The following is a 21,481-nucleotide window of genomic DNA, read 5'->3' as shown; positions in this document are numbered from 1 at the left end:
TTTACCAAGTATATAAACGGGGATAACCGGCGGCCACATCTGGCAGATGTAGTCCATGGATGCAAGATCCAGTCCCGGAAATGAATGACGATCAAGAGGAATGAAAAAAGAGAGACGGGGATGGCCCCGTCTTGAGAGGTTTACTGAGGCGCGGGAACCGCCGAGGGGTTCTCGACGTGCTCCGGCTCCACCACCGCGGTTACCTCGGGGACGGGCTCCTCGACAGGGGGCTGCGGGGGCATCTCCGGAGGCTGCTCCTGGATGTGGTAGTGGTACTCCTTCGGGGGCTCCAGCCTCTTCGCGGAGGACACGCCGTCCTTGTTGAGGGGCAGGAGCTTGTCCAGGTACTGCTGCTTCATCGGGCAGTCCACGAAGGCGTACTCGAACACGTCGCGGAGCGTCTCCACGGTGTAGATCTCCATGGTCTTGTAGTACCTGTTCTCGATCATGACGTCCTTGGCGTTGTCAGCCGGGATGAGGGCCATCTTTATGCCGGACGCGGCGGCGGCCTCCAGCTTGGCGGTGACACCGCCGACGGGCAGGACCTTTCCCCTGACGCTCAGGGAACCAGTCATAGCCAGGTCCTGGCGGATCGGGATGTTCTCCAGCGCGGAGATGATGACCGTGGCCATGGTGATGGACGCGGAGTCTCCCTCCACACCGTCGTAGGTGCCGATGTACTGCAGGTGGATGTCGCTGTCGGACAGGTTGGTCATCGTGTACTTCTTGATGACGGCGGAGATGTTCTCGACCGCCTCCTTGGCGATGGTCCCCAGCTGTCCTGTGGCGACGATGTGCCCTGCCCTCTTGACCTGGGACGGGGACACCTCGGCGACGATCGGGAGCACGATTCCAGAGTACTCGGCCATGTTGGAGCTGGCGTTGAGGGCGGCGAGTCCGTTGACCATTCCGACGGCCTCCCCGGAGGTCCTGAACATCTTGTAGGCCTCGTTGGCCTCGATGTACCTGTCGGCGACCTGCTGCTCCAGGCTCTTCGCGGTGCCCCTTGCCATGGACACGTCGTCCGCGGTGACGAGCTTGGCGCCCCTCTGGACGGCCATGTCGCCTGCGACCCTGACGAGTCCTCCGAGCTCCCTCATCCTGAGGGTGAGCTCGCCCTTCCTTCCAGAACGGCGCTGTGCCTCGCGCAGGATCTCGGCGACGGCGTACTTGTCGAAGTGGGGGATCTTGCCGTCCTTCCTGACCTCCTGGGCCACGAACCTGGTGATGTTGTCGCGGTTCTCCTCGGTGTCGGGCATGGAGCTGCGCATGTACACCTCGTATCCGTATCCCCTGATCCTGGACCTGAGGGCGGGGTGCATCCCCTGGATGGCGTCCATGTTACCGGCGCAGACGAGGATGAAGTCGCACGGGACCGGCTCGGACTTGACGAGGGCTCCGGAGGAGCGCTCGGACTGGCCGGTGATGGACACTCTTCTTCTCCTGCATCGCGGTGAGCAGGGCCTGCTGGGACTCCATCTTCAGCATGTTGATCTCGTCGATGTACAGGACACCCTTGTTGGCCTTGTGGATGTCCCCGGCCTCGAGCCTGTCGTGGGACGGGGTCTCGAGTCCTCCGGACTGGAACGGGTCGTGCCTGACGTCCCCGAGCAGCGCTCCGGCGTGGGTTCCTGTTGCGTCGACGAAGGGCGGCATGTCCCCGGGATCATGGCCCACCAGGACCTTTGGCACTATGGCCGTCTCGGTCCTCTGCTGACTAGGCATCCTGAAGAACATCAAGATGATCAGTGCGCCGAGAAGCGCGATCCAGATGATGGTGAAGTTGTTCAGCATGATGGCGGCGAGAAGGCCGATGACGATGATCGCCATGATGGCGTAGATGTACATCGTGTTCTTCTGGTTCTTCTGCTGAGCCGCGACCGCCTTCTGCTCGGCGACCACCGCCTTCCCTTTGCCCGCGGGGAAGACCCTCACCCTGGGCTCGTTGAAGTCCTCCGGGTTGTGGTAGGCGACGATGTCCTGCAGGTCCTCCTTGGGAAGGTACTCCACCATCGAGTTGGCGAGCATGGACTTTCCCGTTCCGGGCTCACCGATGAGCATAACGTGCCTCTTCTGTGAGGCGGCCTTGCGCATGACCTCGACCGCATCCTCCTGCCCGATGACCCTGTCGGCCATCAGGTCCGGAATGTGGATCTGCTCCGTCGAGGTGAAGGTCTGCTTGTCGGCCCACTCCTCCACGGAGAGGTCGCATCTCTTCACATCAGCTCTTTTTGTCATTGTTCCCCCTGATTGAAATTCCTAGTTTGTGCTTGTATATAACAGTTCATTGTTTTGATTCGTGGATTGTACTCACACATTTCCGGTCCTGAGAGCGTATACCAGCACCGCCACTATGATCGCGATCAGGATGACTGCGAAGACCTGCGTTCCGTACTTCTCCATGAAGGTCCTGTCGTCAGGCCAGTCGAAGCCGGTGGCGGAGATCTGGATCGGGCTCAGGGAGTTCTCCGAGACGAGATCCAGGTCGACGACGTGGATTGCCGAGAAACCTCTTCCCGACAGGTTCACCGCGGTGGACGCACCTGCCATGAGGGGCGACCTGTCGTCCCCGTCGTACATCGAGACGTCGACGGCGTACCATGTGCCCGCCTCGTCGTCGTTCCTCACGACGTTCCAGCATTCGGTCGAGTTGTCCTCCGGGTTGTCGGAGGTGACTATCGTGCCCCTCACGGTGTAGGCCTCCACCCCGTTGTACTGACAGAGGTACGTGAACGCGGCGGCGAGACCCTCTGTGGATGAGCTTCCGGTCACGAGGGCGTCGTACGCGTTGCCGACATCGGTGACCGCGGGCTCCTCCCCCTCGGGAGCGTCCTCGGCGACGGGGTTGTCCACGATGCTCACGGAGTGCAGCCTGTCCGCGATGGCCTTCACCTTCTCGCTGACGCTGCCCGTGACCTCGATCCTGGCCTCCCTGAGCTCCGTGATGCGGTTGTAGAGCTCGTTCGCGTCGACCGTGCTGGGGTCGTCGGCCATGTCGTCGGGGACGGAGAGGGAGAACATCACGGAGACGGGCATGAAGTAGGAGCCCGACTCGTTGTTGGGTGTGGACATCTCCACGCTGTTGCATGTGACCGTCACATCGACGGCGGTTATGGGAAGGTTCCAGAGCCATACCGACTCGGCCTTGGTGTAGTACAGGGCGGCGAGCGCGGAGTTCACGATGTCCGTCGCGTACGCCGTCGCCTCCTCCTCGGTGGAGAAGAGCTCGGGGTCCGTCAGAGACACTGCGATCTGCAGGGTGTTCTGAGGCGCCGTGCCGTTGAGCTCCGAGTCGAACCTGTCGCTGACGTCCTGGTACACCTTCTGCCCGTTGGCATCCAGCTGGGACTGGTAGCCAGTGTCCGTGACGGCGTCCGTCTGGACGGTCGGGACGACCATGATGGCAATGAAACAGAATACGGCCAACGCCGCGACTAGCTTGGTGTTCATCCGTTCGGCATTACACGCCCTCTCTTTTAAAGATAACTCTATATTGTACGAAGACCGCGTATGCCTGAGGGTCATCCGGGGACCACGCAGTTTATCAACACTGGCACTGTTGGCGTGGTTCATGAGGATCGACGAGCTGGACGTCCCCGACAGGGTCGCGGACGCCCTCCAGAGGGCAGGCTTCAGGGAGCTCCATCCGCCACAGGCGGAGGCGATACCCATAACGCTCGAGGGGAGGAACCTCGTGGCGGCCATCCCGACAGCAAGCGGCAAGTCCCTGATAGGGTACGTCGCCGCCCTGAAGACGCTCGTCGAGCACCAGGGCCACGTCCTCTACATCGTTCCGCTGAAGGCCCTCGCCTCGGAGAAGAGGGACGACTTCCTGCAGTTCGCAGACCTCGGCATCAACGTCCACATGAGCACCGGCGACCTGGACTCCGAGGACAGGGGCATCGACAAGGCAGACATCATCATCGCCACCTCCGAGAAGGCGGACTCCATGATCCGCCACGGGAGCAGATGGATGGACGAGGTCAAACTCGTCATAGCGGACGAAATCCACATGATACACGACCCCGGCAGGGGACCCACGCTCGAGGTGGCGCTGACGAAGATGATGCGCCGCAGGAGCGACCTTCAGGTCATCGCCCTGTCCGCCACGATATCGAACGCGGACGACCTGGCGGACTGGCTCCACGCCTCCCTGGTCAGGAGCGACTGGAGGCCCGTGCCGCTGATGGAGGGCGCCTACCTGCCCGGCAGGATAGTCTTCGGGGACCGCACCGAGAAGGCCGTCCCCCCGAGGGAGGACGCCGTGTCCTCCCTGGTCCTCCAGGCGATAGAGGAGGGCGGCCAGTGCCTCGTGTTCGTCAACTCGAGGAGGTCCACGGAGGCCGAGGCGGTCAGGCTCGCCGGGCATCTGGGACCCAAGGTCGGCAGGGATCTGCCGAGGTCCGAGGAGGCCCTCCTGGAGGGAGACTCGGAGTCCACGGCCACGGGCCGCAAGCTCGCATCCTGCGTCAGGTCCGGCACCGCGTTCCACAACGCCGGACTGACATACAGGCAGAGGAAGTACGTCGAGGACTCGTTCAGGGCCGGGACGATCAAGTGCATAGTGGCGACGCCCACGCTGGCCGCCGGGATCAACCTGCCCGCCAGGAGGGTGGTCGTCAGGGACACATACCGCTACGAGAACGGCGCGAACGTGCCCATCTCCGTCATGGAGGTGAAGCAGATGTGCGGCCGCGCAGGCAGGCCCGGGTACGACCCCTACGGGGAGGCGGTCCTCGTGGCGAAGAACGACCGCGACTTCGAGCACCTCATGACCGACTACGTCGACCACGACACGGAGCGCCTCACATCGAAGCTGTTCCAGGAGAAGGTCCTGAGGAGCCACATCCTGGGGATAATCGCCACCGGTGACGCCGAGTCCGACGAGGAGATCGTCGACTTCATGAAGGACACGTTCTTCGGCGCCACCTCCAGCCTGTTCGGCATCGAGAGCATCGTCGGCGACGTCGTGGACTTCCTGGCGGGCGAGAAGATGGTCCGCAGGCAGGGGGACTCGGTCGTAATCCTCCCGTTCGGCAAGAGGGTCTCCGACCTCTACATAGACCCAGTCACGGCGTCGATACTGAGGGACGCCGTCCTGAAGATAGACGACTCCACCGAGACGATGCCCATCCTCATCGCCGCGGCCATGACTCCCGACGTCGTCGGGATGTATCCGAAGAAGTGCGACGAGCAGCGCCTCGACGCTGAGGCGGAGATGTGGGAGGACAAGCTCCTCGTGGACCCGGACGACATAGAGGACTACGACTACGAGTACTTCAGGAGCGACCTGAAGACCGCCGTCCTGATCTCGGACTGGATGGACGAGGTGCCGGAGGAGGCGATGACGGACCGCATGGGCATCGGGCCCGGCGACATCCGCGCCAAGGTCGACAGGATGGACTGGATCATCTACGCCATGGGCGAGATCGCCTACATATTCAACCCGGACGCCATCAGGAAGATCAGACCGCTGGCCACCAGGATAAGGTACGGCGTGAAGGAGGAGCTGTCGGAGCTCGTGTCCCTGAGGGGCGTCGGAAGGAGCAGGGCAAGGGTCCTGTTCAACGCGGGCTACACCTCGAAGGACTCCATCGCCGCGACCGACGAGTCGGTGCTCGCCGCGATGCCCAAGATCGGACCGGCCCTCGCCAGCAGCATGAAGGACCAGGTCGGGTCCACGGCAACTGTGGACGACTCCGCGTACGGCATGTCGCCCTCCGAGGAGGAGGACGCGATGATGGACGAGATGGCCGCGGCCTACGGGTACGTGCCGGACAACGGTCCTGCAGAACAGAAGGATGATGGGACCGAACCCGCGGAGCCGAAACCCCGCAGGCGGTCCGATAAGAAGGAGGAGACCGGCCCTCGTCAGGCCAGCCTCTTCGATTTCTGAGTTTCGTCGATCACTCGGAGAGGATCCTCTCCACATCCTCGACCGAGTTCCCGCACTTTATCGGGGGAGCGCAGTTGTTGATGATGGTGTCGGGGTCCTTCAGGCCGTTTCCGGTGCAGATGCACACGACCCTCTCGTCCCTGTCGACGATGCCCTCCTGGCGGAGCTTCCTGAGTCCGGCGACGGATGCCGCGGAGGCGGGCTCCACGCAGACACCCTCCCTCCTTCCGAGGAGCTGCTGCGCGCTGATGATCTCCTCGTCGGTGACGGTGGTGGAGAATCCTCCGGTGGAGTAGATGGCCTTCAGGGCCTTCCTGCCGCTGACGGGGTTCCCGATCCTGATGGCTGTGGCCACGGTCTCGGGGTTCTCCTCGGGGATGAAGTCGTCGGAGTGCTGCCTGAACGCGCGGGCGACGGGCGAGGCGCCCTCGGCCTGGATTCCGGTGAGCATGGGGACCTTGTCGATCCATCCGACCTCCTGGAGCTCGGTGACCGCCTTGTACACGGCCCAGATGTTGGCGGCGTTTCCGACGGGCAGGATGATCCTGTCGGGAACGTTGTACCTGAGCTGGTCCATGATCTCGAACAGGACGGACTTCTGACCCTCGGGTCTGTAGGGGTTGATGGAGTTCAGGAGGTACAGCTTCCTCTCGTCAGCCATCTTCCTGGCGAGCGCGAGGGCGTCGTCGAAGTTCCCGTCGATGGACAGGACCTTGGCACCGAAGAACAGCGCCTGCGCGAGCTTGCCCATGGCGACCTTGCCGGAGGGCAGGAACACGGCGCACTTCATGCCGGCCTTGGCCGCGTAGGCGGCGAGGGCGGCGGACGTGTTGCCGGTGGACGCGCATCCGACCACCTTGGCGCCGAGCTCCTTGGCGTGGGAGACGCCGATGGTCATCCCCCTGTCCTTGAAGGACCCGGTGGGGTTCAGACCCTCGAACTTGACGAATGTGTTCTCGACGCCGATCTCGGCTCCCAGCGCCCTCGTGGGGTACAGGGGGGTGCCTCCCTCCTGGATGGAGACCTTGTGGGCGGGGTCCACGGGCATGAAGGGCGCGTACCTCCAGACCCCGATGGGCTCCTTGTGGAGGTCCTCGGGCTTCATCTCCTTGACCTGTTCCAGATCCATCTTGACGGTCAGGAGACCGCCGCATCTGGGGCATGTGTTCACGAACGGGTCGTCGACCTCCGCTCCGCAGTCCCAGCAAACAACCTTGTGTGCTGCCATTTCAAATCCTCCTGCAACCGGAGCCGGGCTCCGTGATCCAGGTGTCGCATTTCATATCGTTTTCAGCGTAAAGCGCCCTGATGCTCTCGGCTATGGCCTCCCCCTGATGGGAGCTCTTGTCGTAGAACGAGATGATGCAGGGGCCGGAACCGCCCAGGAAGGACGCGATGGCGCCGTGGGACTTGGCCACTGACTCGGCCTTCTTCAGGTAGGGCACCAGCGATGTCCTGGCGGGCTCGAACACAGCGTCCTGGACGGACCTGCCGATGAGTCCCAGGTCCCCGGTCTGCATGCCGTACACCATGCATGCGGCGTTTCCGAGGTGGAACACCATGTCCTTGACGGCGACCTCGTGGGGCAGGACCATCCTGGACTCCCTGGTGGGGACCATGACGTCGGGCATTGCCACGACGATGCCGAGGTCCTCGGGTGGCTGGATGGAGACGACCTCGAAGGGCTCGTAGGAGCGGATGACGGTGAAGCCTCCGAGCACGCACGGGGCGACGTTGTCCGCGTGGAACCCTCCGGACGTGACGTCCTCGGCGTGGGCGGCGCAGAGCACGACCTCGGTGAGGCTCAGCTTCTCTCCGCACAGGATGTGGGCGAGGAATGCGCCTCCGGCGGCGGACGCCCCGGAGGACCCGATGCCGCTGCACGGACGGATGCCCTTCTTGATCCTGATCTCGATTCCGAATTCGGCCTCGCATCTCCTGAGGACCTCCTTCGCGGCGATACTGACGGAGTTCTGGTCGGGGTCTGTGGGGATCCCCTCGGACCCGGGTCCGGAGACCTCCGAGATCACGATCCCGGATTCGATCTTCCTTCCCTCGATGATGTCGTAGGGCTCCTTAAGCGCCAGTCCGAACACGTCGAATCCGGCGCCGATGTTGGATGTGGTCGCGGGCGCAGCTATCCTAATCCATTCGTCGGCCATGGTGGTCACTAGTTCCTTGCAGGGCGGAACCCCTACTGTCGATTTATTATTAGTGGTGTTGATGACGGACGTTAAGGATGTGAGAAGGTTGTTATACGGCGCCGTCCGTGACATGGGCATGCGCTTCGACGTCATCGGGATCAGGGGCCCCGCCACATTCGAGACAATCGTGTCACACTTCACATCGCTCGGAGGGGACGTCGTCCTCCTCGACCCCGACATGATCGCGGGGAGGTCCCACGCGCTCGCCGCCGCCAACCACGCCGAGAGGGCGTTCGCCGAGGGGACGAACAGGTCCAAGACGCTGCCCACAGAGATCATCCTATACTGCGCCTGGGAGAGGCAGATCGGCAAGGCCATGGCGAAGATGAAGCCCAAGGAGGGCAGGGACGAGTACGTGGCGATCCTGATGGACGTGGACGACCCCCGCCTCGGGGACATCGGCATGGTCAGGGACGATTCCCTCGTCGACGCGACGCCGTGGAAGGCGGAGAAGCTGGGACTCAGGAGCTGCTTCCTGTCCCCAGAGGACCAGGCCGTCGAGAACGTCGCGATGGTCGAGCTCCAGAAGGTCTGACCCCGTCCCTGTCGCCGCCGACGGAGAACGCCGTCGGCCCGGCCAGGACCCTCCCGTCGGAGGCCGTCCTCACTGTGTAATAGAATGTGTTCTCCGGGATCAGGTCGTCGATGGTCACGAAGCTCCTCCCGGGCTGCGGACGGTAGCGTCCGATGACAGTCATCATCCCGTCGATCTCCATGGAGACGTCCACCTCGACGTCCGAGGGGTCCTCCACATCCGGGAAGAGCACCATCGCCCTGTCGCCGCCGATCCTGCATGTGACGGGGACCGGATCCTCGCGCTGGGAAGGCTCGGGCCCCTCCTCCCTGCCAGACTCCCTTATGAAATAGAGTATCGCGTCGTCCTCGGACCTCCTGGCGGATGTCAGGTAGTCGAAGAAGCGAAGGACCTTCGTCGGGACCCTGTCCCTTCCCCCGGAGTCGTAGAGGTCCATGTACTTGTAAAGTGTCGGGCGGGACACCTGGAGCTTCTCCGAAACGTAGGAAATGGAGCACACCGACTTGACGGTGGCCTGTATGGACGTCCTCCCGGGGTTATCCATACTCTGCCGATACCTTTCGCCTGATAAATAGGTTTACACAATCTGTTTTGTTTACACTTTTTGTAAAGATATAAATACGTCAGGCCTCATATCAGTCGTCAGAGAGACCGAACGATGGTCTATAAAAATGAAATGGTGATTAGATTGAAGGTCTTACATACTTCGGATTTGCACCTTGGTAAGCGCGTCCATGGCTATTCCATGACGGAGGACCAGAGACACATCCTCGACGGCATCGTCGGAATCGTCCGCGAGAGGAAGCCGGACGCCATGCTCATAGCAGGAGACGTCTACGACAGGGCCGTACCGACAGAGGAGGCAGTGAGGATGTTCGGCGACTTCCTGGAGAAGGTCACCGCCGAGGGCTGCGAGGTCTACGTGATCTCCGGAAACCACGACTCCGGCGCCAGGCTGGAGTTCTGCGGACCCATCCTCGGCAGGAGCGGCGTGCACATCGCCGGCGAGTTCTCCGGGAGGGCCGAGAGGATCGACACCGAGGACGAGTACGGGAAGCTGTCGATCTACATGCTGCCCTACTTCAAGGTCTCGGAGGTCCGCACGCTGATGGACGCCGACGTCCAGGGGTACGGCGGGGCCATGGACCTGGTGATGAGGGAGTCCGGCGTGGACCCGGCGGGGAGGAACATCCTAGTGGCCCACCAGTTCTTCGCAGGATCCGGACTCCCGCAGACGTCGGAGTCCGAGGAGCAGAGGCCGGAGGTCGGGGGCATCGAATGCATCCCCGTCGACAGCCTCGCCGCGTTCGACTACGTGGCGCTGGGCCACCTCCACATCCCCCAGCGCGTGGGCAGGGACACGGTCAGGTACTCCGGATCCCCGCTGAAGTACTCCGGGTCCGAGGCGCTGACCCCGAAGAGCGTGGTCCTGGCAGACATCCGCGACAAGGGAGACGTGTCGGTGGAGCTAGTCCCGCTCGTCCCGCTGAGGGACCTCAGGGTGCTCAGGGGCAGCCTCAACGACATCGTCCATGCCGGCCTCGACGAGGTCACAGGACGCGACGACTACATCATAGCCGAGCTCAACGAGGCCCCTGGACAGGGGGTCTCCGAGCTCTACAAGGTCTATCCGCACACCATGAACGTGACTGTGGCATCCAGGGATCGCCCCTCGGGGACCCCCGGGGCCGTTGAGATGGACAGGGCGGTCACCGTCCACCCCGCGGATCTGTTCGCGGAGTTCTACAGGGACATGACAGGCGAGGAGCTCAACGACTACCAGCGCGAGATACTCAAGGACTGCATCTACGTGGGAGGTGGCGAGGAATGAGGCCGGTCCTTCTCGAGATGGAGGCCTTCGGGCCGTACTCCCAGCCGACGACCGTCGACTTCGAGAGGATGGGCTCCGGACTGTTCCTGATCACCGGGAACACCGGGTCCGGGAAGACGATGATCTTCGACGCCATGACATACGCCCTGTTCGGAAAGACCAGCGGTTCCAGGAGGCTGCCGGACAGCCTCCGCAGCGACCTGACCGATGCGAAGCCGTGGGTCAGGCTGACGTTCGACCACCTCGGGACCAGATACACCGTGAGGAGGGAGCCGCCTTACTGGAGGGAGACACGCACCGGCAACCGCACGAAGGTCTCCCCCACTGCCGAGCTGATCGTGGACGGCAAGATGGTCAGCACATCCGTCAGGGAGGTCGACTCCAGGATCGGGGACATCCTAGGCATGGACGCCGAGCAGTGGAACCAGATCGTCATGCTGGCCCAGGGCGAGTTCATGAAGCTGCTGGACACGGACAGCAAGAACAGGACGGAGATCCTGAGGAACCTGTTCGGGACCGACCACTTCAGGAGGCTCCAGGAGACGCTGGCGAGGATGTGCTCCGAGAAGGGTGACACCTACAGGCACCGCAAGGCCGAAGCCGACGAGAGGCTGTCCCAGATAGTGACGGACCTGGTCGACGACCTGACATCCCTCCCGAGGGGGGAGCAGGAGAAGGTCATCGAGGCCACCATATCCGCGGACAGGGCGGCCGTCGACGCCGTCAGGTCCAGGAGCGAGGAGGCGGAGGGACGCTACAGGACGGCCGTGGAGCGCAGGGCCGAGGCCGCCGGGATCAAGTCGAAGTTCGACGAACTGGACACGGTGAACGCCAGGAAGGTGTCCCTCAGGCAGCGCGAGGGCGAGATATCCGCGCTCAGGATCAGAAGGGACATGATCGGACGCTCGCAGCCCGTCGTGGAGGCGGAGGCGGACCTCAAGGCCGCCAGGAGCGCCCTGAGGAAGGCGGAGGACGAGGGCGAGGCGGCCTCGAAGGAGCTCGAGAGGCTTGAGAAGGTCAGGGAGAACATCATGAAGGACACCGAGAGGGCTGCCGAGATGACCGCGAGGGCCTCGCTGCTGTCGGCGGCGAACGCCCGCATCGAGGAGTCCCTGCCGAGGTACGCCAGGGCCAGGGAGCTGACGGAAGCATTGTCCAAGATGAATGCGGAGCTCGAGACCGTGTCCTCGGCAGAAGCCAGATCCAGGGTGGAGACCGACGGGATCAGGGCCGAGCTGCAGGATATCTCGGACAGGCTGGCAGGCGCCGCCGAGGCGAGATCGGGGATATCCGTCGCGAGGATGGAGAGTGAGAGGCTGGCGGAGGCGCTGGACAGGTCGAAGGCCGCCAGGAGCGCCGGCGTCGCCTGCATCGACGCGGAGAACTCCGTCAGGACCCTCGAGAGCTCGTTCACCGTCCACGACAACCAGGCGAAGGCAGCGGCCGACCAGGTGTCGCTGGCCGAGTCGCTGTTCTTCAGGTCGCAGGCGGGGATGCTGGCATCCTCTCTGGCCGAAGGGCAGCCGTGCCCGGTGTGCGGCTCCGTCCACCACCCCTCCCCAGCAACGGTCCCTGAGGGAGTGCCGACCGAGGAGGAGCTCACGAAGCTCAGGAGGAAGAGGGACAGGGAGTACTCCGCCAGGGAGAAGGTCGTCGCCGACCTGGCCCAGCGCCGCACCGAGTATGAGACGTCGCTGGAGAGGCTCAGGGAGGCCTCCGGCACCTCCGGGACCGCGGCGGAGGCCATGGACGCCCTCGACGCCATGATATCCGACTCCGAGTCGAGGCTGGCAGAGAGCCGCAGGAGGCTGAACGAGATGGAGATCCTCCTCAGGAGCATGGCCGAGATGGAGTCCAGGAGGGAGATGCTGGAGAAGTCCCTCGCGGACGGCGAGGCGGGGCTGGCCGAGATGGAGTCCAGGAGGGGCGCCCTGGAGAGGTCCCGCGCCGCGACCGAGGCCCAGCTGGCGGAGGTCGCCGCCGGACTGGAGCTCTCCTCCGAGGAGGAGGCCAGGGAGACCCTGCACAGGAACAGGGTGGACATCCAGTCTGCTGAGGCGCTCTCCAACATCGTCGCGAACCGCAAGGCGCAGTCAGAAGGGCAGTTCGCCGTTCAGAACGACCGTCTGAGGAAGTCCGAGGAGGAGGTCAGGGGACTCGTCCCGAAGGTCGACGAGGCCGGGGCCAGACTGTCTGCGCTGCTGGACGCCATGGGCATGGACCTGGACGGGTTCCACGATCTGATGTCCACGGACCTCGACGAGCTCAACGCATCGATATCCGCGTTCGAGAGCGAGGAGTCCTACTGCCGCAGCAGGTCCGCGGAGCTGACCGCAGAGCTGGAGGGGCTGGAGCGTCCCGACATGGGCGCGGTGGAGGCCGCCGTCGCTGAGGCCACGGAGGCCAAGGAGGCCGTCGCCGAGGAGCTGGCACATGCGATGGAGGTGCTGAAGGGCAACTCCGACGCATGGGCGTTCCTCAGGACCAGATGGGACGAGATCGACGCCAAGGGCAGGGAGCTGGACGCCCTCCAGCGCATGTCCGACGTCGCCAACGGGAGACTCACCGGCGCCAGGAAGGTGCAGTTCGAGCAGTACATCCAGGCCGTCTACTTCGACAGGGTGCTCCAGTGCGCCAACCGCAGGCTCTCGGACATGTCTGGAGGCAGGTTCGAGCTCCGCAGGAGGGCCGAGGACGACAACAACAGGTCCCAGACCGCGCTGGACATCGACGTGCTGGACAACTTCACCGGCAAGGTGAGGTCGGTCAAGTCCCTGTCGGGCGGGGAGTCATTCAAGGCCGCGCTGTCCCTGGCCCTGGGACTGTCCGACTCCATACAGATGATGGCCGGCGGAAGCAGGGTCGACGCCCTGTTCATCGACGAGGGGTTCGGATCCCTGGACTCGGACTCGCTGGAGCAGGCGCTGGACGTCCTGGACAGCCTGACGGCGGGAGACGTGATGGTCGGCGTGATATCCCACGTGGACCTCCTCAGGGAGAGGATCGACAGGAGGATCACCGTGACCCGCGAGAAGGGCGGGAGCAGGGTTGAGGCCTCGGTGGACTGATTATCCGATTTGAAATGGCCGTCCGCGCCCCCGTCTCTAACACTGGAAGGGGCGCAGACGGTCGGAAACCTTTTGTCCCCCTCATGTCGGAAGTATCTCCGGAGCGGGTTTCCTGCTGATGAGTGTGTCCAAGTCGACGAGTATGATACCGTTCTCCTCAGCGAACAGAACCAGGTTGTCCTTGAATCCACTGGCTGAGAACAGCATCAGACGCACGGTACGGTCTCTGGAAAGAGCATCGGCCTTCAATTTTAATGAGTTGTAGACCTCGAAACCGGATGCGTCGCCCCTGAACTTGCACTCGCCCAGAACAGTGACGGTCATCTTCCTGGACCTCACCACCGCGACCAAATCTATGTCCGTACCAGTCCCGACACCGGCCTTGCCCCACCATCTACCAATCTCCTTGCAGACATAATGGCTGCGCATGAAATCCGCACAGATCCCCTCGAACCTTTTCCCCAAGAACGACCTGATGACGTCGCTGAGCTCCTCGTAGACCATGTCCGGATCCGCCATTCTGATGCTCGTACCGTACTTCCTGAGGACCTCGAACTCGAACGCAATCATGTTGTCCGTTATCTCGTATGTCGGTCCTTTAGGGGCATCCAGCATCGGATGGACCTTTCCCACGACGCCTATCGCCATCAGTTTCCTGAGACATTTCAGGCACGAGGAGGGGTCGATGTCGGACCTGTTGGCTATGTCCGTCAGTATCGTCGCTCCTCCTCCGATGGCGTCCATGACCGCATTGTACCTCGCAGCCGGGTTCAGCTCACGGCCTATGATCGCCGAGGCCTCGTCCTGGATCAGCGGGTGGGGGCCGAAGAACAGCGACTTTATGCATTCGGGATAGTCGCTACCGGTCGCCATCTCATGATACATCGGGATTCCGCCCAGGGTCATGTAGAGCATCAATGCGTCTTCATCGGCAAGACCGGGGTTGAAGTCCCTGCATTCGTCAAACGACATCTCCTTAACCTCGAGACGGGACGGGAACCTGCCGTAAAGCGGACGGGTGCTCTTCGACGTCTCGTCTCTCATCACGGTTATCGACGATCCGCATATCACGAACATCGATTTGCTTTGGACGATGCAGGTATCGATGAAGTTCTGCAGAAGGGAGGAGGCCGACTTGCAGTTCTGGGTCAGGTAGGGGAACTCGTCGAACACCACCACGGTCTTCTCGGCGAAACATATGTCCCTAAGCACGTTGAGGGCCTCTTTGAAACTCCTCACGCCTGACATGCCGCCGGTCAACGGAGCCATGGCGGCATCGAGGAGCTCGACGTTCGTCGATTCGGAACTGTCCACGAACTCCACATAGACGCTTCTTCTCTGCGAGCAGAACTTCTCAAGGATGAATGACTTGCCTATCCTGCGACGACCGAGGACCGCACAGGTTCTCATGCCCTCCGAGTCGTAAATCCTTTGCAGAAGTCCGAGCTCATCACTCCGACCTCTGAAACGTTCCATGGCTGCGTATCTGCCGCCGTTCATATTACTGTATGACAATTGATTGTATTAAATTTTGTGTTTTCATAAATAAAATTTATTTTTGTCAAAATTTTCCAAAAATTTATTTTTTAGATTTTTTTGAAACAAATATCTGGATACCATACATGCCAGATGTCGTGGCGGGAGGGAACCTGGCCCTCAATCCGCGGAACTAAGATAAATGGACACCGGCAACGTTTTGATCCGCTCGACGACGCCACGGCACATCCGAAGAAGAAAACAGAAATTGGTTTCCCGGGGGACGGCCCCCGGGTGTTGAGTTTGATCACTCCGCGGGGACGAACTTGAACCCGTAGCGGATGACGCCCGCGTCGCCGTCGGTGGACAGCTTGCGCATGACGGCCCTGACCCTCATGCCGATGGCGACCTTCTCCAGGTCGACGTCGACCAGCTGGCCGGTGATCATGACGCCGTCGTCGGTCTTCACCATGACGACCGCGTAGGGCTTGATCATGTCGCACATAGCAGGCGCGTCGTAGACGATGGAGAAGGAGTAGACCTCCCCGGTCCTGCTGATGTCGTAGTCCTCGATCTTCCCGATCCCCGCGCGGCGGCACTTCGGGCAGAAGTCGCGCCTGGGGAAGTAGATCGTCCCGCAGTTGGCGCACTTGGTTCCCTTCAGGTTGTACCTTCCGGGGACCTCCCTCCACTCCCTTGCAACAGATGACATCACATCGCCTCCAGGATGCTGACGGTGACCGCGGAACCGGTTCCTCCGGTGTTCTGGGCCAGTCCGTACTTGGCGTTCTCGACCTGCCTCTTGTCGGCGGATCCCCTGAGCTGCTCCACGAGCTCCACGATCTGCGCCACGCCGGTGGCTCCGATCGGGTGTCCGCGGGCCTTGAGTCCTCCGGAGGTGTTGATCGCGACCTTGCCGGAGTCGAAGTGGCACTCCTCGTTGAGGACGGCCTTGCCCGCCTCGCCCCTCTTGTAGAAGCCGAGGTCCTGCAGGGCCATGATGCCTGTGACGGTGTAGGTGTCGTGCACCTCCGCGACGCTGATGTCCTGGGCGGTGATGTGGGCCTGCTCGTACGCCCTCTTGGCCGCCTCGACGGTGGCCTGATAGGTGGTGATGTCGGGCCTCTGGAACAGTGCCAGGGTGTCGCTCGCCTGCGTGACGGCGGAGACCTTCACGTAGGAGTCGGTGTACTTCTTGGCGTCCTCCAGGGGGCACAGCACCAGGCTGGCGGCTCCGTCGGAGATGGGCGCGCAGTCGAACATGCCGAGGGGCGATGCGACCGGCCCGGACCTCAGGACGGTGTCGAGGGTGATGGCCTTCCTGAACTGGGCGTTGGGGTTCAGCGCGCCGTGGAAGTGGCTGTTGACGGAGAAGGATGCGATCTCCTCCCTGGTGGCGATGCCGTCGTGGATCATGCGGTTGGCGATCATGGCGTGGAGACCCGCGAAGGTCACTCCCATGCCGGCCTCCCACTCGGCGTCTGCCGTGGCGTCGAGGACGCTGTTGATGGACACGTCGTCCATGTCGGTCATCTTCTCGGCCCCTCCGACCAGGACCACGTCGTGCATCCCGGACGCGACGGCCATGACGGCCTGCCTGAACGCGACGCCTCCGGAGGCCCCTCCGGCCTCGACCCTGGTTGCGGGGATGTGGTTGGTCGCCATCCCGGAGTAGTCCGCGATGAGCGCGTCGATGTGCTTCTGCTTGATGAACTGCCCTGCGGACATGTTCCCGATGAACACGCCGTCGATCTCGCTTCCCGAGAGGTTGGCGTCGCCCATGGCCTTGACGCCGGCCTCGATGCCGATCGCCCTGAACGATTTGTTCCAGAGCTCGCCGAACTTGGTGACTCCGGCCCCTATGATTGCTACGTCCCTCATGTTATCACTCCGGCATGACGATCTTGCCCTTGAACTTGGCATAGATCCCGTAGTCGACGTAGATCGGGTCGGCCATGACCTTCTCCAGCGTCGGTGCGTTGTCCCTCTTGTAGTTGGCCATCTCGTCCGTGACGGTGATGTCGAAGGCGTCGCTTCCGGCCCCCGACCCGTAGGACGTGACGAAGATCCTGTCGCCGGGCTCGGCGTGGTCCAGGATGTTGGCCAGTCCCAGCGGCACGGCGCCGCTGTACGTGTTGCCGATGTTGGGCGTGAGCAGGCCGTACTGGATCTGCTCGTCGGTGAACCCGAGCTGCTTGGCGACCCTGGTGGGGAACTTGCCGTTGGGCTGGTGGAACACCGCGTACTTGTAGTCCTCGGGGGTGGTGCCCATGGCCTCGAGCATCATCTTGGCCGCGGACGTGATGTGCCTGAAGTAGGCGGGCTCGCCTGTGAACCTTCCTCCGTGCTTGGGGTAGGGCTGGCCCTCCCTCCTCCAGAAGTCGGGGGTGTCGGTGGTGAAGCTGAGCGTCTTGTTGATCCTGGCGATGACCTTCTCGCTTCCGATCAGGTAGGCCGCGCCTCCGGCGGAGGCGGAGTACTCCAGGGCGTCCCCGGGGGCTCCCTGGGATGTGTCGGCGCCGATCGCGACGCCGTACTTCACCATGCCCGCGCCGACCAGACCCATGCAGGCCTGGATGCCGGCGGTTCCCGCCTTGCACGCGAACTCCATGTCGGCCGCGGTCATGGCGGGGTGGCCTCGATGGCCTCCGCGACGATGGTCGCGGTCGGTTTGACTGCGTAGGGATGGGACTCGGATCCGACGTAGATGGCGCCGATGTCCTTGGGGTCCACCTCGGGGACCCTGTCCATCATGTACCTCGCCGCCTCAGTGGCGATGGTGACGACGTCCTCGTCCGGTGAGGGCACGGACTTCTGATAGATCATCAGCCCCTTGCCCATAGATTTCCCATCCACTCCCCAGATCCTCCCGATCTCCTCGGGTTTGATCCTGTACCTGGGGACATATCCTCCGTAACTTACGATTCCTACATCCATCAAATCCCCTCCTTGAGGGTCTGCATCCTTGCGACGACGCCCTCCACGTCCAGGTCGGTGGTGACCAGCGGGATCCCCTCCAGCCTCGCCAGCTTGACTGCCAGCGGGTCGGTCTTCTCCGGCTGTACGTACACCACCATCCCGGGCGTGAGCGGGTGCGCGCGGACGGCTACCATGGGGGAGCGCCCGTAGTGGACGTTCGTGAAGATGAGCGCCCTCTCGGTGTTCCACCCGTAGATCTTGAGATAATCGTCCGAACCCAGGGAGAGGATGGCCTTCAGGGAGTCCACGATCGTGTATCCGAATATGGACTTGGAGAGCACCCTGTCCGGGTTCAGGTTCTTCCCGGAGATGGCGTTGATGAAGGCACCGACGTCCACCCCTCCGGGGAACTCGTCCATTGATATGATGCAATCCAGCTTGTAGTTAGGATTGTACCTGGATATCACGGGCGAGCCGTTCTGCATGTCGAGCTCTATGAAGGCGTCGACCATCTTCTTGATGACGTTGACCCCGGGCGACTTGCGCCTGCCGGACTCGTAGTCGCTCACGACGGAGTGGGAGACGCCCATGGCGTCGGCCAGCTGGTGCTGGGAGAGCCCGAACTCCTCCCTCCATTTCCTGATGGTCTTGCCGGGATCCGGGGAGATGGTGATCTCCCCTGCGATCTTCTGCTTGAACTCGTCAACCATTGGTCGGGACAACCTGCCCGGGCTATATAAGAGTGTCGAATGCCCATACCGACAATCGACGGAATGTGCGGGGGAGCGACCCCCGCGTCTCAATCGTCCAGGGCCTCCTTCATGGCGTCCCTGACAGTCCTGAGCACCTTGAGCCTGCCGTACTTCTTGTCCTCCGACTCCACGACGACCCACGGCGCGAACGACGTGTTGGTGGACTCTATCATCCTGTCCACGTACTCCTCGTACACCGGCCACTTCTCGCGGTTGCGCCAGTCCTCGTCGGTGATCTTCCAGGACTTCACGGGGTTGGCCCTCCTGGCCTCGAACCTGGCCAGCTGCTCCTCCGGGCTGATCTCCATCCAGAACTTGATGATGATCCCGCCGAGCTCCGAGATCATCTTCTCGAACCCGCGGATCTGGCTGGCCGAGCGTCCGTACTCGTCCTCGTTGCAGAAGCCCTCGATGGGCTCCACCATCATCCTGCCGTACCAGGAACGGTCGAAGATGGTGATGTGCCCGGCCTTCGGCATGTTGATCGCGAACCTCCAGAGGTACGTGTGTACCTTCTCGTCACCCACCGGCGCCGCGACGGGCACCACGTAGTACCCCCTCGGGTTCAGAGACCTGACCAGGCGCTTGATGCTCCCTCCCTTGCCGGCGGCGTCCCAGCCCTCGAACACCAGGACCATGGACCTGCCCGACTCCGCCAGCTTGAGCTGGAGCCTGGCGATGTCGGCGGACAGCTCCTCCAGCTCGGACTTGTAGCTCTTGGCCGTCTTCGTCAGGTCGGCCTCCTTCCTGGGGTTGGGGTACCTGGACTCCACCGTCTTCGGCGGGAGATGGACCTCGTGCTCCAGACGGTGGACGACCCTCTCCATGAAGGTGTGGACCACCATGGCCATGCACATGTCCAGGTCCTGCACGTCGACGATGTCCCACGGGGCGAACGGCGTGTTGGTGGAGGCGATCATGGGCATCACGATCTTGTCCCTCCACTTCTTCGGGTCGATGTGGTCGTCGGTCAGGAACGAGCTGCTCTTTAGCCTCTTCTTCCCGAGCCTCTGGGCGACCTCGTCCATGGTCTCGTCGGAGATGTTGAGGAAGATCTTGACGATGATGACCCCGTTGTTGGAGAAGTAGCGCTCCAGGGACATGGCCAGGTTCTGCAACTCGTCCGCGTCCCTGCCCTCGTTGACCTCGGCGACGATGCGGGAGTACCATGAACGGTCGTAGATGGAAATCTTCCCCTTCGCCGGCTCCCTGGTAATGTACCTGAGCATGTCCCTGGGGGACGACATCTCCTCGGGTACGAAGTGGGTGTATGTGATCCCGCGCGGCTCCAGCAGGTTCATGAACTCGTTGATCACACGGCCCATGACCCTCCCGCTGCGTCCCTCGAAGATCACGAGCACCTGCTGGTTCTCGTTGACGATGCGCCGCTGGAGGACGGTGAGCTCCGCGGCGAGGTCGTCTGAAATCGTGGCTGCCATGCCATACGCAACCACCGCAAAGGTAAAATCAATATCGTCCGCTGGCAGAGGCGTGCTCGGGAAGATAGCAGACATAGTCGCGGAATCCGGCAGGAGGGTGGCCGCCGCCCACGGGTTCTCCGTGGAGGACAAGGGCGGCAGGGAGAACATCGTCACGTCGGCCGACCTGGAGAACGAGAGATTCCTCAAGTCGAGGCTCACCGGGCTGATCCCCGGTTCGTCGTTCGTCGGCGAGGAGGGGGACGAGGCCCCGATACTGGAGGAGGGCTACACCTGGATCGTTGACCCCATCGACGGGACCATGAACTTCTCCAGGGGCATCCCCGAGGTCGGGGTGTCCGTCGCCCTGTTCAAGGACGGCTCGCCCCACATAGGGGTGGTCTGCAACCCGTTCAGCGGCAGGATGTGGACCTCCGAGATCGGCAGGGGCACATGGAGGGACGGCGTGCCCGTGCACGTTTCCGACAGGCCGCTGGAGGACTGCATCCTCAGCACCGCCTGGTGCTGCTACCGCAAGGAGCTGGCGCCGAGGGTCTTCGAGGCCACGGAGAGGCTGTACCCCAGGATCAACGACCTGAGGAGGATCGGCACGGCGGCGGTGGAGCTGTCCATGCTCGCCGAGGGCGCGGTGGACATGTACTTCGAGATCAGGCTGTCCCCGTGGGACCATGCGGCCGCGCTCACCTGCGTGAAGGCGGCCGGCGGGGTCTTCCACGGCATAGAGGACGACGTGTGGTTCGACCGTCCGTCCCCGGTTCTGGCGGCCAACTCGCAGGGGAACCTGGACGAGCTGCTGGACGTGGTCTCGGACGTGTTCGGCGGAAGGACACCGTACCGATCGGGCTCGGAGACGTGAGCGTCTTTTCGTTCGTTTTCGTTCGTAATCGACCGCGAACGAATCCGTAGCTGGTTCACGGCACTGAAATCCGGCAGGTCCGGGGGAATCGGTTATGTCCGACCTCCGCGATACACCATCCATGTCTCAGGAAAGACCCTCTTGCGGTAACAACAAGTTCGGACAAATGTGCTCGGGAATGGGCGGCTACGCCCCCGACACGCTGAAGGCGATCAACGAGCTCGACCCCTCGTTCATCGACACCCTCCACACGATGGACAGGGTGATGGTCGAGGACGGCGCCCTCGACAGGAAGACCAAGAGGCTCATGGCGCTGTCCTGCGTCGCGGTCAGGATGTGCGAGGACTGCGTCTACGCCCAGGCCAGGGTGGCCAAGAACTACGGCGCCACCAAGGAGGAGATCCTCGAGGCCATCAAGGTCGCGGTGCTCATCGGCGGCGTCCCCTGCTGGTCCGTCGCCAAGAGGGGCATCACGAAGCTGTTCGCCGAGTGGGACGAGTGAGCC

15 protein-coding genes and 2 pseudogenes are annotated in these 21,481 nt (G+C 62.7%); 6 read left to right on the top strand and 11 right to left on the bottom strand.

Annotation, left to right across the window (positions count from 1 at the left end; translation table 11 throughout):
* Positions 1-140: 140 nt before the first annotated feature.
* Together lonB and JS82_03130 are read right to left on the bottom strand one after the other, a co-directional pair.
* Positions 141-2,238: pseudogene (lonB, locus tag JS82_03135) on the bottom strand (ATP-dependent protease LonB).
* 72 nt (positions 2,239-2,310) lie between these two features.
* A complete protein-coding gene (locus JS82_03130; GenBank protein ID QHK17162.1) occupies positions 2,311-3,450 on the bottom strand; it encodes a hypothetical protein in 1,140 nt (379 codons plus the stop codon).
* Between the two features lie 121 nt (positions 3,451-3,571).
* On the opposite strand from JS82_03130, the gene JS82_03125 reads away from it, so the two are divergent.
* The gene (locus JS82_03125; protein ID QHK17161.1) at positions 3,572-5,896 is read left to right on the top strand and encodes a DEAD/DEAH box helicase; all 2,325 of its coding nucleotides are present in this window, start codon (positions 3,572-3,574) and stop codon (positions 5,894-5,896) included.
* Between the two features lie 10 nt (positions 5,897-5,906).
* Here JS82_03125 and JS82_03120 read toward each other — a convergent pair whose 3' ends face one another.
* Together JS82_03120 and JS82_03115 are read right to left on the bottom strand one after the other, a co-directional pair.
* Positions 5,907-7,124, bottom strand: coding sequence for a threonine synthase (locus JS82_03120; protein QHK17160.1), 1,218 nt, complete (start codon positions 7,122-7,124; stop codon positions 5,907-5,909).
* 1 nt (position 7,125) lies between these two features.
* On the bottom strand, positions 7,126-8,058 hold the full coding sequence (locus JS82_03115) for a homoserine kinase (GenBank protein ID QHK17159.1): 933 nt from the start codon (positions 8,056-8,058) through the stop codon (positions 7,126-7,128).
* A gap of 118 nt (positions 8,059-8,176) precedes the next feature.
* On the opposite strand from JS82_03115, the gene JS82_03110 reads away from it, so the two are divergent.
* A complete protein-coding gene (locus tag JS82_03110) occupies positions 8,177-8,635 on the top strand; it encodes a hypothetical protein (GenBank protein ID QHK18378.1) in 459 nt (152 codons plus the stop codon).
* On the opposite strand, the gene JS82_03105 is transcribed toward JS82_03110, so the two are convergent.
* Complete coding sequence (locus JS82_03105; protein ID QHK17158.1) at positions 8,562-9,179, bottom strand: hypothetical protein; 618 nt, start codon at positions 9,177-9,179, stop codon at positions 8,562-8,564. The two genes, JS82_03110 and JS82_03105, sit on opposite strands and share 74 nt — an antisense overlap.
* Positions 9,180-9,347: 168 nt before the next feature.
* On the opposite strand from JS82_03105, the gene sbcD reads away from it, so the two are divergent.
* Positions 9,348-10,466 carry an exonuclease subunit SbcD gene (sbcD, locus tag JS82_03100; protein ID QHK17157.1) on the top strand — a complete coding sequence of 373 codons (1,119 nt, stop codon included), beginning with the start codon at positions 9,348-9,350 and terminating at the stop codon, positions 10,464-10,466.
* Positions 10,463-13,534, top strand: a complete 3,072-nt coding sequence (locus JS82_03095) for an AAA family ATPase (protein ID QHK17156.1) — start codon at positions 10,463-10,465, stop codon at positions 13,532-13,534. The genes sbcD and JS82_03095 overlap by 4 nt, the downstream gene beginning before the upstream one ends.
* Positions 13,535-13,615: 81 nt before the next feature.
* Here the strand turns inward: JS82_03095 and JS82_03090 are convergent, their stop codons facing one another.
* From JS82_03090 to JS82_03065, 6 genes and pseudogenes are all read right to left on the bottom strand, one after another.
* Positions 13,616-15,034 (bottom strand): AAA family ATPase, encoded by a 1,419-nt coding sequence (locus JS82_03090; protein ID QHK17155.1) that lies wholly within the window; start codon positions 15,032-15,034, stop codon positions 13,616-13,618.
* Between the two features lie 283 nt (positions 15,035-15,317).
* Positions 15,318-15,722, bottom strand: coding sequence for a transcriptional regulator (locus JS82_03085; GenBank protein ID QHK17154.1), 405 nt, complete (start codon positions 15,720-15,722; stop codon positions 15,318-15,320).
* Positions 15,722-16,891, bottom strand: a complete 1,170-nt coding sequence (locus JS82_03080; GenBank protein QHK17153.1) for a thiolase domain-containing protein — start codon at positions 16,889-16,891, stop codon at positions 15,722-15,724. The genes JS82_03085 and JS82_03080 overlap by 1 nt, the downstream gene beginning before the upstream one ends.
* 4 nt (positions 16,892-16,895) lie before the next feature.
* Positions 16,896-17,947, bottom strand: a pseudogene (locus tag JS82_03075) (hydroxymethylglutaryl-CoA synthase).
* On the bottom strand, positions 17,947-18,639 hold the full coding sequence (locus JS82_03070) for a helix-turn-helix domain-containing protein (GenBank protein ID QHK17152.1): 693 nt from the start codon (positions 18,637-18,639) through the stop codon (positions 17,947-17,949). The pseudogene JS82_03075 and the gene JS82_03070 overlap by 1 nt, the downstream one beginning before the upstream one ends.
* A gap of 89 nt (positions 18,640-18,728) precedes the next feature.
* Complete coding sequence (locus tag JS82_03065; GenBank protein ID QHK17151.1) at positions 18,729-20,120, bottom strand: phosphate--AMP phosphotransferase; 1,392 nt, start codon at positions 20,118-20,120, stop codon at positions 18,729-18,731.
* A 52-nt stretch (positions 20,121-20,172) separates the two neighbouring features.
* On the opposite strand from JS82_03065, the gene JS82_03060 reads away from it, so the two are divergent.
* Positions 20,173-20,976 carry an inositol monophosphatase gene (locus JS82_03060; GenBank protein QHK17150.1) on the top strand — a complete coding sequence of 268 codons (804 nt, stop codon included), beginning with the start codon at positions 20,173-20,175 and terminating at the stop codon, positions 20,974-20,976.
* Between the two features lie 94 nt (positions 20,977-21,070).
* Positions 21,071-21,478 carry a carboxymuconolactone decarboxylase family protein gene (locus tag JS82_03055; GenBank protein QHK17149.1) on the top strand — a complete coding sequence of 136 codons (408 nt, stop codon included), beginning with the start codon at positions 21,071-21,073 and terminating at the stop codon, positions 21,476-21,478.
* Positions 21,479-21,481 lie beyond the last annotated feature (3 nt).

The sequence above is a fragment of the Methanomassiliicoccaceae archaeon DOK genome, from assembly GCA_009911715.1.
GTDB lineage: Archaea > Thermoplasmatota > Thermoplasmata > Methanomassiliicoccales > Methanomethylophilaceae > Methanoprimaticola.
The sequence above is the reverse complement of the archived record's forward strand: the minus strand, read 5'-3'. Positions and strand labels throughout refer to the sequence as shown.

Excerpts from the sequence above, each read along its gene's own strand:
- JS82_03130 (QHK17162.1), bottom strand. The coding sequence starts at position 3,450 with ATGAACACCAAGCTAGTCGCGGCGTTGGCCGTATTCTGTTTCATTGCC.
- JS82_03125 (QHK17161.1), top strand. The coding sequence starts at position 3,572 with ATGAGGATCGACGAGCTGGACGTCCCCGACAGGGTCGCGGACGCCCTC.
- JS82_03120 (QHK17160.1), bottom strand. The coding sequence starts at position 7,124 with ATGGCAGCACACAAGGTTGTTTGCTGGGACTGCGGAGCGGAGGTCGAC.
- JS82_03115 (QHK17159.1), bottom strand. The coding sequence starts at position 8,058 with ATGGCCGACGAATGGATTAGGATAGCTGCGCCCGCGACCACATCCAAC.
- JS82_03110 (QHK18378.1), top strand. The coding sequence starts at position 8,177 with ATGCGCTTCGACGTCATCGGGATCAGGGGCCCCGCCACATTCGAGACA.
- JS82_03105 (QHK17158.1), bottom strand. The coding sequence starts at position 9,179 with ATGGATAACCCCGGGAGGACGTCCATACAGGCCACCGTCAAGTCGGTG.
- JS82_03095 (QHK17156.1), top strand. The coding sequence starts at position 10,463 with ATGAGGCCGGTCCTTCTCGAGATGGAGGCCTTCGGGCCGTACTCCCAG.
- JS82_03090 (QHK17155.1), bottom strand. The coding sequence starts at position 15,034 with ATGAACGGCGGCAGATACGCAGCCATGGAACGTTTCAGAGGTCGGAGT.
- JS82_03085 (QHK17154.1), bottom strand. The coding sequence starts at position 15,722 with ATGTCATCTGTTGCAAGGGAGTGGAGGGAGGTCCCCGGAAGGTACAAC.
- JS82_03080 (QHK17153.1), bottom strand. The coding sequence starts at position 16,891 with ATGAGGGACGTAGCAATCATAGGGGCCGGAGTCACCAAGTTCGGCGAG.
- JS82_03070 (QHK17152.1), bottom strand. The coding sequence starts at position 18,639 with ATGGTTGACGAGTTCAAGCAGAAGATCGCAGGGGAGATCACCATCTCC.
- JS82_03065 (QHK17151.1), bottom strand. The coding sequence starts at position 20,120 with ATGGCAGCCACGATTTCAGACGACCTCGCCGCGGAGCTCACCGTCCTC.
- JS82_03055 (QHK17149.1), top strand. The coding sequence starts at position 21,071 with ATGTCCGACCTCCGCGATACACCATCCATGTCTCAGGAAAGACCCTCT.